General features: G+C 56.7%; 12 protein-coding genes, 1 tRNA gene and 1 pseudogene. 9 read left to right on the top strand and 5 right to left on the bottom strand.

The genetic code is table 11. The annotated features are described in order from the left end of the window. From ABLV54_RS12400 to ABLV54_RS12390, 3 genes and pseudogenes are all read left to right on the top strand, one after another. A pseudogene (locus ABLV54_RS12400) lies at nt 1-322 on the top strand (TRAP transporter substrate-binding protein); the annotation flags it as partial. A gap of 46 nt (nt 323-368) precedes the next feature. After that, complete coding sequence (locus ABLV54_RS12395; protein WP_048298272.1) at nt 369-860, top strand: TRAP transporter small permease; 492 nt, start codon at nt 369-371, stop codon at nt 858-860. 10 nt (nt 861-870) lie between these two features. Next, nucleotides 871-2172, top strand: a complete 1302-nt coding sequence (locus ABLV54_RS12390) for a TRAP transporter large permease subunit (RefSeq protein WP_050533744.1) — start codon at nt 871-873, stop codon at nt 2170-2172. Nucleotides 2173-2359: 187 nt separating this feature from the next. Here ABLV54_RS12390 and ABLV54_RS12385 read toward each other — a convergent pair whose 3' ends face one another. From ABLV54_RS12385 to trmB, 4 genes are all read right to left on the bottom strand, one after another. Further along, entirely contained in the window at nt 2360-3367 is a 1008-nt protein-coding gene (locus ABLV54_RS12385; protein WP_050533743.1) for a DUF1202 family protein, read from the bottom strand. 110 nt (nt 3368-3477) lie between these two features. Next, the gene (locus tag ABLV54_RS12380) at nt 3478-4197 is read right to left on the bottom strand and encodes a DUF2884 domain-containing protein (protein ID WP_032428990.1); all 720 of its coding nucleotides are present in this window, start codon (nt 4195-4197) and stop codon (nt 3478-3480) included. A gap of 50 nt (nt 4198-4247) precedes the next feature. Beyond that, nucleotides 4248-4574 carry a YggL family protein gene (locus ABLV54_RS12375; protein WP_023291003.1) on the bottom strand — a complete coding sequence of 109 codons (327 nt, stop codon included), beginning with the start codon at nt 4572-4574 and terminating at the stop codon, nt 4248-4250. After that, nucleotides 4574-5293, bottom strand: a complete 720-nt coding sequence (gene trmB / locus ABLV54_RS12370) for a tRNA (guanosine(46)-N7)-methyltransferase TrmB (RefSeq protein ID WP_004205192.1) — start codon at nt 5291-5293, stop codon at nt 4574-4576. Before trmB ends, ABLV54_RS12375 begins: the two co-directional genes overlap by 1 nt. Before the next feature lie 136 nt (nt 5294-5429). Between trmB and mutY the strand changes: the two genes are divergently transcribed. The 4 genes from mutY to ABLV54_RS12350 all read left to right on the top strand — a co-directional run bounded on the left by mutY (nt 5430) and on the right by ABLV54_RS12350 (nt 9366). Next, nucleotides 5430-6488 (top strand): A/G-specific adenine glycosylase, encoded by a 1059-nt coding sequence (gene mutY, locus ABLV54_RS12365; RefSeq protein ID WP_023291004.1) that lies wholly within the window; start codon nt 5430-5432, stop codon nt 6486-6488. 27 nt (nt 6489-6515) lie between these two features. Continuing rightward, on the top strand, nt 6516-6791 hold the full coding sequence (locus ABLV54_RS12360; protein WP_004105744.1) for an oxidative damage protection protein: 276 nt from the start codon (nt 6516-6518) through the stop codon (nt 6789-6791). Between the two features lie 48 nt (nt 6792-6839). After that, the gene (gene mltC / locus ABLV54_RS12355; RefSeq protein WP_002916629.1) at nt 6840-7922 is read left to right on the top strand and encodes a membrane-bound lytic murein transglycosylase MltC; all 1083 of its coding nucleotides are present in this window, start codon (nt 6840-6842) and stop codon (nt 7920-7922) included. Between the two features lie 190 nt (nt 7923-8112). Continuing rightward, a complete protein-coding gene (locus ABLV54_RS12350; RefSeq protein ID WP_023291005.1) occupies nt 8113-9366 on the top strand; it encodes a nucleoside permease in 1254 nt (417 codons plus the stop codon). A gap of 43 nt (nt 9367-9409) precedes the next feature. Here ABLV54_RS12350 and ABLV54_RS12345 read toward each other — a convergent pair whose 3' ends face one another. Further along, nucleotides 9410-11548, bottom strand: coding sequence for an ornithine decarboxylase (locus ABLV54_RS12345; RefSeq protein WP_050533742.1), 2139 nt, complete (start codon nt 11546-11548; stop codon nt 9410-9412). A gap of 419 nt (nt 11549-11967) precedes the next feature. On the opposite strand from ABLV54_RS12345, the gene ABLV54_RS12340 reads away from it, so the two are divergent. Continuing rightward, nucleotides 11968-12681 carry a DUF554 domain-containing protein gene (locus tag ABLV54_RS12340; protein ID WP_023291007.1) on the top strand — a complete coding sequence of 238 codons (714 nt, stop codon included), beginning with the start codon at nt 11968-11970 and terminating at the stop codon, nt 12679-12681. A 105-nt stretch (nt 12682-12786) separates the two neighbouring features. Beyond that, nucleotides 12787-12862 (top strand) — tRNA-Phe (locus ABLV54_RS12335). Nucleotides 12863-13063: the final 201 nt, after the last annotated feature.

The following is a 13063-nucleotide window of genomic DNA, read 5'->3' as shown; positions in this document are numbered from 1 at the left end:
GATGCGTGATCTGATCCTTCAACTCAGCAAAAGTTCGATTTATTCAACAAAGCTCGTTATCTCCAGCAAAACCTGGGACAAGCTGACGCCGGATCAGCAGCACATTCTGATCAAAGCGGCGAAAGCCTCAGAGATTTATCAGCAACAGCTGTGGCGGAAGATCGATGCCGATACCCGCGCGCAGGCCAAAGCCCTGGGCGGAGAAATAGTCAAAGTAGATAAAGCGCCGTTCCGCGCCGCCGTGCAGCCGCTATACGATGACTTTAAAAAAGATCCCAGCCAGGCCGCCCTGCTGGCCAAATTTGAAGCTGCCGCGGAATAACCTTTAACGGGCCGGCCGCTGGCCCGTTTGCACCAGGACATCAACGATGATACTTAACCGCATTAAGCTGGCGGTGGACCGCACCATCGCCGCCTTCTCTGTCGCTGTAATGATTGCGCTGGTTGTCTGCGTCGTCTGGCAGGTATTCAGCCGCTACGTGCTCAACCAGCCAAGCACCCTGACCGACGAGCTGGCGCGCTTCTTAATGATCTGGGTCGGGCTACTGGGCGCGGCCTATACCGTCGGCGCCCAGCGTCATCTGGCGATTGATTTACTCACCATGACGCTCTCTCCCCGCAGGCAGGCGCTTTTCAGCGTCATCATTAACCTGCTGATCCTGCTGTTTGCCGGCGCAGTGATTGTGACCGGCGGCGTAAAACTGATTGCAAAAACGCTGTCGACCGCCCAGGTCTCAGCCGCGATGCAGATCCCCATGGGCTACGTGTATCTGATCCTGCCGCTCACCGGCTTCATGATGATGTTTTACGCATTGTGTTTTATCAGTAACGGCCTGAAAAACATCAAACATGCAGAATAAGGAGCAACTCATGGATAGCTATATTGCACTGACGCTGTTTGGCGCTTTCTTTATTCTGGTTTTTATTGGCGTTCCCATCTCCTTCGCCATCGGTATCGCTACCGTTGGTTCGATGCTGCTGATGTTTCCCTGGGATATCGCGGTGATTACCGTGTCTCAACGCCTGGCGAACGGGCTTGATAACTTCGCGCTGCTGGCTATCCCCTTTTTTATCTTTGCCGGAACCCTGATGAACAGCGGCGGGATTGCCATACGTTTAATCAATCTGGCCCAGGTGATGGTCGGACGCGTGCCGGGCTCTCTAGGCCACGTCAACGTGCTGGCCAATATGATGTTCGGCTCGATTTCCGGTTCAGCCGTCGCCGCCGCCGCGGCGGTAGGCGGGACGCTGAATCCCATTCAGACGCAGAAAGGCTACGATCCGACCTTTTCCACAGCGGTAAACGTCTCATCCTGCATCACGGGTCTGCTTATTCCGCCGTCAAACGTCCTGATCGTCTTTTCCCTGACCGCAGGCGGCGTCTCGGTGGCCTCGCTGTTTATGGCCGGCTATTTGCCGGGCATCCTGATGGGCCTGGCTATTATGCTGGTCTGCGGCTGCATCGCTAAACGCCGCGGCTATCCGGTTTCCGAACGGCCGACCTGCGCCCAGGCGGCAAAGGCCTTTTTCGATGCTCTGCCCAGCCTGCTGCTGGTCATCATTGTGATGGGCGGGATCCTTGGCGGCATTTTTACCGCGACGGAAGCCTCTGCCATCGCCGTGGTCTACACCTTTATCCTGTCGGTACTGATCTATCGGGAAGTGAAGTGGCGCGATCTGCCGAAGCTGATTCTGGAATCGGTAGTCATGACCTCTATTGTGCTGCTGCTGATTGGCTTTTCGGTGGGCATGTCGTGGGCGATGACTAACGCCGACATTCCCTACATGATAAGCGATGCGCTAATGGGGGTGTCGGAAAACCCGGTGGTGATCCTGCTGTTGATAAATATCGTGCTGCTAATCGTCGGCATTTTTATGGATATGACCCCTGCGGTGCTGATTTTCACGCCGATATTTCTGCCCATTGCTGAGGATTTGGGCATGAACCCGGTTCATTTCGGCATCATGATGGTCGCTAACCTGTGCATCGGCCTGCTGACCCCACCGGTAGGCAGCGCGCTGTTTGTCGGCTGCTCCATTTCAGGAGTGAAAATTCAGCAGCTCATCAAACCGTTGCTGCCGTTCTACGCCGCCCTGCTGATCGCGCTGATGATGATTGTTTATATCCCGCCGATCTCGCTGTTTATTCCACAGCTGCTGGGGCTGATGTAGGGTTTTGCCCAGGAGAAGGGGCTCTCCTCCCTGAGGAAAAACGAGCGTTAGCCCCGTGCTAACGCTTCTGCCCGGGCGGCGCTTAGCGCCCTGCCCGTCAGGCAAAAATCTTCAATATCAGAACATTGTGTCATCCGACAAGCCTATACCCGCCAGGCGCAGCCGGGCCATTCCGAACCTGATTCGGCTACTTAAGGACCCCGTCGCGGCGCATCTTCTCCAGCCCCTCCTGCCAGTATTTTTCGTCGCGAGCCAAATCCCGATAGCGTATCTCCAGCGCCATCAGCTGAGCGCTCAGTTCGCCTTTTTGCTTCTGCAGCGGCGCTATCTTTTTATCGCGCGCGGCCATCTCCGCTTTGATATTTTCACTCATCTCTTTATGCTGGCGATAATAGTTACGCTTCTGCTCATTCAGCACAGCATCGCGCTCGGCGCGCAGCGGCCCGGCATCGCAAACCGCTTTTTTCTGACAGGCGGTCAGGGCGGGTTCATAGATAGTTTTGTAGTAATGATTCTCGAATTTCAGCGGATCGTTTTGCCGATCTACTTCATACATTTTTTCCAGAATCGCCTGCTGCACGTCGCTGCGATCGAGCGGCTTGCCGTTCGCATCCGTACCCCATGAACGGTTAATCTGCTCCTCTAACGCGGCGATCTCGGTTTTCAGCGCATCCTGTTGCCCTTGCAACGTCTTCATCGTGGCTTTGCTGGCGGCAAAGCTGGCGTTAATTTTGGCAAATTGCGCTATAAATTTGTGGTCATTAACGATCAGGTTTTTACTTTCATCCCCGCCGATTTCCTTCAAGGTTCTCCCGCCCCTCTTCGCCGCCATTTGCAGCGAAAAGAATTCGGTCTGCCAGCCGGAGTCTTTGGTCCCTACCGAGGTCATCATGGCGGAGAATTTTACCGGCCGCCCCCTGGTCCAGACTCGCTCATAAAAAAAGTAATCTCCCGCGACGCCGACGCAAATATAGAGATCTTCCGCGGCGGCCATATCGCCTTCCAGCATATAGGTCGCCTGATTTCCCCTGGCGTCGAGCTGCTTTAGCGTCACACGTTGCAAGCGCATAATCCCGCCAGTCTGTTCAGCAAACTGCTTTTTCACCACGTCGTCTGTTGGCGTGTTGGCATCCGCCAGCACGTAACAAGGGGAAGCGATCATCAGGACGGTGAGCGTTTTCCATGCCTCTTTCATCAGCAAATTCCTTTTATGAATACAGCAGGCATCATAAGGCGTTCGCCACCGCAGGCAGGATAAATGAAATCTGATTTTGCTACCTGCGGACGCAGGTAGCGGGATGTAACTTACTTTAACGAGCCCACCAGCGCTTTGCGGCTGTCCTCAAGGGAGACCACTCGGCTGCAGACGTCTTTACCAAACTGCTGGAAATCGGCCTCCTGGTTTTTCCACTCGTCCTGAATCGCGGTTTGCAGACCGCCGAGGCTGCCGAGAATGCCCTGCAGCGGGTTGCCGCCGCCTTTGAGCACCGCTTTCGCCCCCATCTCGTTAATGCTGTCCTGCAGAATGCCGCCCATCGCCTGATTCACCAGCTGCTGGCCGTCGGCGCGCACCTGGTCGATGGCTTTATAGTGGAAGGTCAGGCCATCGCTGCGGCGCTCAATAATGCGGTTCATCTGTTCTTTCAGCTGCGCGTCCAGCTTAGTCAGACGACCGTGCATACTGCTGTCGGCGCCGACCTGTTCGGTAATGATTTTATCCAGCGCCTTGCGGCCTTTTTCGACTCGCGAACGCGCGCCTTCGTCAATCCACGGCAGGCTGCTGCGCAGACCGGCCTGATAATCCTGGGCCTGCTCGCGCTGGGCGGCGCTGAGGGCATAGGCCTTGCCGTTAAAGGTCAGGTTACCGTCCGGTTTGATCACCAGATTGCCATTTTCCCCTTTCACCTGGACCTGCTGCGGGGTGAGGATCACATCGTCACGCGGCGTGACGCTACACTGGTAGTCTGCATGGGCAGACAAAGCGGTGACGGAGAGCGCCACCGCCAGCAGCGTTTTACGCATCATAAAACTCCCTTAAGACAAAACGGGCCGGCAGTTGCCGACCCTTGTCAAACTTAGTCCCACCAGACGTCAAAAAGTTCGCTGGTGCGCACATCCTCTAACTTACGCGCTTCCAGCCATTGGCGCACGATAGCCTGATGCTCTTCGGTACATTTACCGATCTCCTGCATGCAGATCAGCCCCTCCCAGGAGAGATAGCCGCTGCCGTCAAAGGCCAGCTTGTTCGGCTCAATCACCTCTTCGATCAGATCGTTGACCGTCTGGTCGATCTGTTCTTCGCTGGTCCCTTCCGGGAAACGCCAGGCGACGGAGAAGCCTAACTCCTGAAACTCGTCGATATGCATTTTTTTCCGCAGACGACGGCTACGATTCTTGGCCATTATTTCACCCTCTCGAACATTAAGTCCCATACGCCGTGGCCGAGACGATGGCCACGCTGTTCAAATTTGGTTACCGGGCGCGATTCCGGGCGCGGTACGTAATCGTTGCTTGCCGACTGGTTACGGTACCCTTCCAGCGAGGACATCACTTCCAGCATATGGACGGCATAGGCTTCCCAGTCGGTCGCCATATGGAAGACGCCGCCGAGCTTCAGTTTACTTTTCACCAGCTCGGCGAAAGGCGGCTGCACGATACGACGTTTATTATGGCGCGCTTTGTGCCACGGGTCAGGGAAAAACAGCTGCACCATATTCAGCGAGTTATCCGGAATCATAGTGTGCAGCACTTCCACCGCATCGTGACACATCACGCGCAGGTTTTGCACACCTTCTTCTTCGGCCGAGGCCAGACAGGCGCCGACGCCCGGGGAGTGTACTTCGATGCCGAGGAAATTCTGTTCCGGTTTGGCTTTTGCCATCGCCACCAGCGAGGCGCCCATCCCGAAGCCAATTTCGAGGGTGACCGGCGCTTCGCGGCCAAACAGGGCGGCGAAATCGAGCGGCGCATCGTTGAATTCAACGCCCATCACCGGCCAAATGTTATCCAGCGCATGCTGCTGCCCTTTCGTCAGGCGGCCCTGGCGACGGACGAAGCTACGAATACGGCGCAGCGGACGGCCGTTTTCATCAAATTCCGGAGAGATGACGTCGTTTTTCATAAAAGTTAGGTCTGCTAGTGAAAGTGTTCGGAAAACGGGCATTATCCAAAGTTACCCGGCGGATGCAAGGGTTTACAGCCACTCGGCCTTGTGCTGCAATCTGCCACCCTGTAATCGCGATCCCGGAGCCGTAGCTTTGACTTTTCTCGCCACGCAATTTTCAGCCCAGGTCCTGGACTGGTACGACAAATACGGGCGTAAAACCCTGCCCTGGCAAATCGCCAAGACGCCCTACAAAGTATGGCTCTCCGAAGTGATGTTGCAACAAACCCAGGTGACCACGGTTATCCCGTATTTTGAACGCTTTATGGCGCGTTTCCCCACGGTGGTCGATCTCGCCAACGCGCCGCTGGATGAGGTGCTGCATCTGTGGACCGGACTGGGTTACTACGCGCGGGCGCGCAACTTACACAAAGCGGCGCAGCAGGTGGCGGCGCAGCACGGCGGCGAATTCCCGCAAACTTTTGACGAAGTGGCAGCGCTTCCCGGCGTCGGGCGCTCAACGGCGGGGGCCATTTTATCCCTTTCGCTCGGTCAGCATTATCCGATTCTCGACGGCAACGTGAAGCGCGTGCTCGCCCGCTGCTATGCTGTCAGCGGCTGGCCGGGGAAAAAAGAGGTGGAAAAACGGCTGTGGGAGATCAGCGAAGCGGTCACGCCGGCGAAGGGCGTGGAGCGCTTTAACCAGGCGATGATGGACCTCGGGGCGATGGTCTGCACCCGCTCGAAGCCGAAGTGCGAACTGTGCCCGCTGAGCAACGGCTGCGTGGCCTACGCCAATCATTCATGGGCAGAATATCCGGGCAAAAAACCGAAGCAGACCATTCCGGAACGCACCGGCTATTTCCTGCTGATGCAGCACGGCGACGAGGTGTTTCTCGCCCAGCGTCCGCCGGTGGGCCTGTGGGGCGGATTGTTCTGTTTTCCGCAGTTTGCCGACGAAGCGGGCCTGCGCGAGTGGCTGGCACAGCGCCAGATTAAGGCCGATAATCTGACGCAGCTCACCGCTTTTCGCCACACTTTCAGCCATTTCCATCTGGATATTGTGCCGATGTGGCTTACAGTGCACTCATCTGGCGCATGCATGGATGAAGGCAACGCACTCTGGTATAACTTAGCGCAGCCGCCGTCGGTCGGTCTGGCGGCCCCCGTGGAGCGTTTGTTGCAACAGTTAAAAGCCGGAACGCCGGTATAAATTTTCGGCTATCAAAGAGGATTGATTATGAGCAGAACCATTTTTTGTACCTTCCTGCAGCGTGAAGCGGACGGCCAGGATTTTCAGCTGTATCCGGGCGAACTCGGGAAGCGCATTTACAACGAAATCTCCAAAGAAGCCTGGGCGCAGTGGCAGCACAAGCAGACCATGCTGATCAACGAGAAAAAGCTCAGCATGATGAACCCGGAGCACCGCAAGCTGCTGGAGCAGGAGATGGTGCAGTTCCTGTTTGAAGGGAAAGACGTGCACATCGAAGGCTATACGCCGCCGGAAAAACAGTAAGGGCCCTGCGGCCTTTTAAAAACAAACACAACACGCACGCCCGGAATGATGAAAAAATACTTAGCGCTCGCGCTGATTGCGCCGTTGCTCGTTTCGTGTTCCAGCTCCAATAAAAAAGGCGCCGAATACAACGAGGCCTGGGTCAAGGATACCAACGGTTTTGATATCCTGATGGGCCAGTTTGCCCACAACATCGAGAACATTTGGGGGTACAACGAAGTCCTGCTCGCCGGGCCGAAGGACTACGTCAAATACACCGACCAGTATCAAACCCGCAGCCACATCAACTTCGATGAAGGGACGATCACCGTCGAGACCATCGCCGGCACCGATCCGCGCGGACGACTGCGCCAGGCGATCGTCAAAACCCTGCTGATGGGCGATGACCCCAACTCCATCGACCTCTATTCCGATGTCGATGACATTCAGATCTCCAAAGAGCCGTTCCTCTATGGCCAGGTGGTGGATAACACCGGGGCATCGATTCGCTGGGAGTGGCGCGCCGCGCGCTTTGCCGACTATCTGCTGCAAACCCGCCTGAAGAGCCGCAACAACGGCCTGCGCGTGGTCTACAGCATCACCATCAACCTGGTGCCGAACCACCTCGACAAACGTGCGCATAAATACCTCGGCATGGTGCGTCAGGCTTCGCGTAAGTATGGGGTTGATGAGTCGCTGATCCTCGCGATTATGCAGACCGAATCCTCCTTTAACCCTTATGCGGTCAGCCATGCCGACGCCATGGGGCTGATGCAGGTGGTCCAGCACAGCGCCGGCAGAGACGTCTTCCGTTCCCAGGGTAAATCGGGCCTGCCAAGCCGCAGCTATCTGTTCGACCCGGCGAATAACATTGACACCGGTACCGCCTACCTGGCGATGCTGAACAATGTCTACCTCGCCGGCATCGATAACCCCACCTCGCGTCGCTACGCGGTGATCACCGCCTATAACGGCGGCGCCGGCAGCGTACTGCGGGTCTTCTCCAGCGATAAAGTCCAGGCGGCCAATATCATCAACAGCATGGCGCCAGGGGACGTCTACCAGACCCTGACCACCCGCCATCCTTCGGCGGAATCGCGCCGCTATCTGTATAAAGTTAACACGGCGCAGAAAAGCTACCGCCGTAAATAACCCCCCTCCTGACACCGGCCTCAGCCCCGCGCTGAGGCCGCGTTTTTCTGCGCCATACGGTGCAATATCTTTCGGTTTTCTGCGGCAGTTAACAGAAGCCTTCGGTTGGCGAATGATAGAATCGCATCAAAATAACGGGTTTAATGTTATTTTAAAAACATAACAAGCCCACATTCGTGAGGATAACTACATGAATCTTAAGCTGCAGCTCAAAATACTGTCGTTCCTGCAGTTCTGTCTTTGGGGGAGCTGGCTTACCACGCTTGGCTCATACATGTTTGTCACCCTGAAGTTTGACGGCGCAGCAATCGGCGCGGTTTATAGCTCGCTCGGTATCGCCGCGGTGCTGATGCCGACGCTGCTCGGCATCGTCGCCGATAAGTGGATTAGCGCCAAATGGGTGTATGCCGTTTGTCACCTGGTGGGTGCGCTGACGCTGTATCTGGCGGCGCAGGTCACCACGCCGGGCGAAATGTTCCTCGTGATCCTCCTCAACTCGCTGGCCTATATGCCGACGCTGGGGCTGATTAACACCATCTCTTACTATCGCCTGCAGTCGGCGGGGCTGGATATCGTTACCGATTTTCCGCCGATCCGTATCTGGGGCACTATCGGCTTTATCTTCGCCATGTGGGGCGTCAGCTTCTCCGGCTTTGAGCTGAGCCATATGCAGTTGTACATCGGTGCGACGTTGTCGGTATTGCTGGCGCTGTTCACCCTGACGCTGCCGACGATCCCGGTGGCTAACGCCCAGCGTAATCAAAGCTGGACGGAGATGCTGGGGCTTAACGCTTTCGCGCTGTTTAAAAACAAGCGCATGGCCATCTTCTTTATCTTTTCGATGATGCTCGGCGCCGAGCTGCAAATCACCAACATGTTCGGTAATACCTTCCTGCACAGCTTCGATAAAGATCCGCTGTTTGCCGGCAGCTTTATCGTCGAACACGCCTCGGTGCTGATGTCGATCTCGCAGATCTCCGAGACCCTGTTTATCCTGACCATCCCGTTCTTCCTCAGCCGCTACGGCATTAAGAACGTCATGCTGATGAGTATCGTGGCGTGGATGCTGCGCTTCGGCCTGTTCGCCTTTGGCGACCCGACGCCGTTTGGCACCGTGCTGCTGGTACTGTCGATGATCGTCTACGGTTGCGCCTTCGACTTCTTCAACATCTCCGGTTCAGTGTTCGTTGAGAAAGAGGTGCGCCCGGAAATCCGCGCCAGCGCCCAGGGGATGTTCCTGATGATGACCAACGGCTTCGGCTGTATTCTCGGTGGCATGGTGAGCGGCAAAGTGGTGGAGCACTTTACCGTCGAAGGGATCACTAACTGGCAGAGCGTGTGGCTGATTTTCGCCGGCTATTCGCTGGCGCTGGCTTTTGCCTTCGTGGCGCTGTTCAAATACAAACACGTCAGACAGCCGACCGCCGCGCAGCAGAGCGCGTGATCGGCAAAAGTAAAACGCCCCGCCTGTTCGGCGGGGCGTTTTTTTATCCCTTCAACACGTAGCCATACAGCCGCTTAATGCCGTCCGGATCCGTCTCGCTATAGACTCCCTGCAGCTCCGGCGAGAAGCCCGGCAGCATATTGACCCCCTCCTCCAGCGCGAGGAAATAGCGCAGCACAGCGCCCCCCCAGACCTCACCGGGCACCACGCATAATACCCCCGGCGGATACGGCAGCGCCCCTTCCGCCGCGACGCGGCCCTCCGCCTCGCTCAGACGCACCAGCTCCACGTCGCCGCGGATAAATTCGCGGTTGGCATCCTGGGGATTCATCACCACCCGCGGGAAGCTCTGTTTACGGAACATCTCTTTTTGCAGGCTCTTCACGTCAAAGCTGACGTACAGATCGTGCATCTCCTGGCACAGTTCGCGCAGGGTATAGTCGCGATAACGCACCGGATATTTGTTGTAGATGGTCGGCAACACATCGGCCAGCGGCGTATCCGCTTCAATATGCTGTTCAAACTGCCCCAGCATCGCCACCAGCTGCGCCATTTTTTCGGCGCTTTCCGCCGGCGTCAGCAGGAACAGAATCGAGTTGAGATCGCACTTCTCCGGCACAATGCCGTTTTCCCGCAGGTAATGCGCCAGAATGGTCGCCGGGATGCCGAACTCACTGTACTCTCCGCTCTCCGCGTCGATGCCCGGGGTGGTCAACAACAGCTTGCACGGGTCGACAAAATACTGGTCGTCGGCATAGCCCTCGAAGCCATGCCAGCGCGCGCCCGGTTCGAAGCTGAAGAAACGGCGCTCCCGGGCGATCGCCTCAGTCGGGTGATCCTGCCACGGGCGCCCCGCCACTATCGGCGGAATAAAAGGCTGGATCATCTTGCAATTGGCGATGATCGCTTTGCGCGCCTCGATGCCCAGCGCCACGCATTCGGCCCACAGGCGGCGGCCGCTCTCGCCTTCGTGGATTTTGGCGTTGACGTCCAGTGCGGCGAACAGCGGATAAAACGGGCTGGTAGAGGCATGCAGCATAAAGGCGTTATTCAGCCGCTTGTGCGGACAGAAGCGCGCCTGGCCGCGCAAATGGTTATCCTTTTTATGGATCTGCGACGTCTGCGAGAAACCGGCCTGCTGCTTGTGAACGGACTGGGTGACAAAAATGCCCGGATCGTCCGGCGTCAGCTCCAGCAGCAGCGGCGAACAGTCGGCCATCATCGGGATAAACTGCTCATAGCCCACCCACGCCGAGTCGAACAGGATGTAATCGCAGAGGTGGCCGATTTTATCGACCACCTGGCGGGCGTTATAGACCGTGCCGTCATAGGTTCCGAGCTGGATCACCGCCAGACGAAACGGGCGAGCGGCCGTGGCTTTCTCTGGCGCCGCTTCACGGATGAGATCCCGCAGGTAGCGCTCATCAAAGCAGCGCTCGTCAATACCGCCGATAAAGCCGAACGGATTGCGCGCGGCTTCAAGATAGACAGGCGTCGCTCCAGCCTGAATCAGCGCCCCGTGATGGTTTGACTTGTGGTTGTTGCGATCGAACAGCACCAGATCGCCGCGGGTCAACAGCGCGTTGGTCACGACTTTGTTGGCCGCCGAGGTGCCGTTAAGGACGAAGTAGGTTTTATCCGCATTAAAGACCTTCGCGGCGAACTTCTGCGCATGCTTGGCCGACCCTTCGTGGATCAGCAGATCGCCTAATTTTACATCGGCGTTACACATATCGGCGCGAAAGACGTTTTCGCCAAAAAAGTCATAGAACTGACGGCCTGCGGGATGCTTTTTGAAAAAGGCCCCGTGCTGGTGTCCCGGACAGGCAAAAGTGCTGTTATCCATTTCGACGTACTGGGTCAGCGTATTGAAAAACAGCGGCAGCAGACGCGCTTCATAATCGCAGGCCGCCGCTTCCAGCTCGAGCCACTCCTGATCTTTACCGGCGATCACCGCCTGTACCCCCTCCGGCTTATCGACCGCCGTCTCGCTCAGCAGGTAGACCGGCAGGTTAAATCCGCTACGCCTGAGGAGGGCAAGGATACCGCTGCGACTGTCCGCCGCGGTGATGACGACTGCCGCCACATCGGTAAAATCGGTACTGTCCAGCGCCACAACGCGGCGGTGGGTGGACAAGCGGGTGACCAGCTCGCAGCTGGCGGCAATGTGCATGGATTTCATAAGCGCAAATGCCCGTATCGGGAGTGTAAAAATCTCAGACAAGGAAAACCTTGCCCAACGATGTGTCCGGGTCTGACGGATTCAGCTCCGACCGCCGGACATCAGTAAAAGCAGACGCGTCCGATCTTACTGTTGCCCTACAGTGAGCATACGTGTCCTTCACCGCATGGTGAACGAAGGGGTAAGCGTAGCAAGATGAGGCAGCCCACGCATCTGTGCGCGGCGTCGCTGGCGAGGTAATGGCAGTGTCGTCATCGGCGGCCTCATATCAGGGAGGAGAAAATTCGCGCAATCATGGCACCTTTCCCTGACAGGCGCAAGATGAAAACCGTATGCACTTATATCACGGATACACAAGCTTTCACGGCGGGTTAACGTCATAATCAATCGGTTATCAGGGATATTTAACAGGAGTCAGCGTGGTTACAGGACCTTTTATTAATGCCAGCGCGGTGCTGGTCGGCGGCGTGTTAGGCGCCTTACTCAGCCAGCGGTTGCCGGAACGGATCCGCACATCCATGACCTCAATTTTTGGCCTGGCGTCATTAGGCATCGGTATTTTACTGGTGATTAAATGCGCCAATCTGCCGGTGATGGTGCTGTCGACCCTGGTGGGAACGCTGCTCGGCGAAATATGCAATATGGAAAAAGGCATAAATACGCTGGTCAGTCAGCTTCAGCAGTTGCTGTCATCGAAGGGTAAGAAAAAGGCCTCGGCGCATGACTCCTATATTCAGAGCTATGTGGCGATTATCGTCCTGTTCTGCGCCAGCGGCACCGGCGTCTTCGGCGCCATGCGCGAAGGGATGACCGGCGACGCCAGCATTCTGATTGCCAAAGCGTTTCTTGATTTTTTCACCGCCACCATTTTCGCCTGCACCCTGGGCATTGCCGTCGCCGCCATCAGCGTGCCGATGCTGCTTATCCAGCTGACCCTCGCGGCCTGCGCGGCGATCATTATGCCGCTCACCACGCCGATGATGCTGGCGGATTTCAGCGCCGTCGGCGGTATGCTGCTGGTGGCCACCGGGCTGCGCATCTGCGGAATAAAAATGTTTGCCGTGGTGAATATGCTGCCTGCGCTGGTGCTGGCGATGCCGATTTCAGCGGCCTGGACGCTGTTTTTTGCCTGAAGACGCGTGCTTTTAGCGCAATGTGGTGATAGATTGTTCAGTCTGCTGCAAAACAGATAAATTTCGTTGACGAGGCGCGGCGATTACGGTTTAATGCGCCCCGTTGCCCGGATAGCTCAGTCGGTAGAGCAGGGGATTGAAAATCCCCGTGTCCTTGGTTCGATTCCGAGTCCGGGCACCACTATTTAAAGAACCCGCCCAAAAGGCGGGTTTTTGCTTTTCTGCATCCGGACTCTCCATCGAACTGCGTTCGATTATTCGCCGCACAGCGGCTCACCCCTTCGGGGCCAGCGCGACACGCGCGCTGTTCAACGCCTACGGCGTTAGTCCGAGTCCGGGCACCACTATTTAAAGAACCCGCCCAAAAGGCGGGTTTTTGCTT

It is taken from the genome of Klebsiella sp. JB_Kp042 (assembly GCF_040065275.1).
GTDB classification, from domain to species: domain Bacteria; phylum Pseudomonadota; class Gammaproteobacteria; order Enterobacterales; family Enterobacteriaceae; genus Klebsiella; species Klebsiella quasipneumoniae.
The sequence above is the reverse complement of the archived record's forward strand: the minus strand, read 5'-3'. Positions and strand labels throughout refer to the sequence as shown.

What these genes read in the sequence shown, in the direction of transcription:
- ABLV54_RS12395 (WP_048298272.1), top strand. Translation starts at nt 369, where the DNA reads ATGATACTTAACCGCATTAAGCTGGCGGTGGACCGCACCATCGCCGCC.
- ABLV54_RS12390 (WP_050533744.1), top strand. Translation starts at nt 871, where the DNA reads ATGGATAGCTATATTGCACTGACGCTGTTTGGCGCTTTCTTTATTCTG.
- ABLV54_RS12385 (WP_050533743.1), bottom strand. Translation starts at nt 3,367, where the DNA reads ATGAAAGAGGCATGGAAAACGCTCACCGTCCTGATGATCGCTTCCCCT.
- ABLV54_RS12380 (WP_032428990.1), bottom strand. Translation starts at nt 4,197, where the DNA reads ATGATGCGTAAAACGCTGCTGGCGGTGGCGCTCTCCGTCACCGCTTTG.
- ABLV54_RS12375 (WP_023291003.1), bottom strand. Translation starts at nt 4,574, where the DNA reads ATGGCCAAGAATCGTAGCCGTCGTCTGCGGAAAAAAATGCATATCGAC.
- trmB (WP_004205192.1), bottom strand. Translation starts at nt 5,293, where the DNA reads ATGAAAAACGACGTCATCTCTCCGGAATTTGATGAAAACGGCCGTCCG.
- ABLV54_RS12360 (WP_004105744.1), top strand. Translation starts at nt 6,516, where the DNA reads ATGAGCAGAACCATTTTTTGTACCTTCCTGCAGCGTGAAGCGGACGGC.
- mltC (WP_002916629.1), top strand. Translation starts at nt 6,840, where the DNA reads ATGAAAAAATACTTAGCGCTCGCGCTGATTGCGCCGTTGCTCGTTTCG.
- ABLV54_RS12350 (WP_023291005.1), top strand. Translation starts at nt 8,113, where the DNA reads ATGAATCTTAAGCTGCAGCTCAAAATACTGTCGTTCCTGCAGTTCTGT.
- ABLV54_RS12345 (WP_050533742.1), bottom strand. Translation starts at nt 11,548, where the DNA reads ATGAAATCCATGCACATTGCCGCCAGCTGCGAGCTGGTCACCCGCTTG.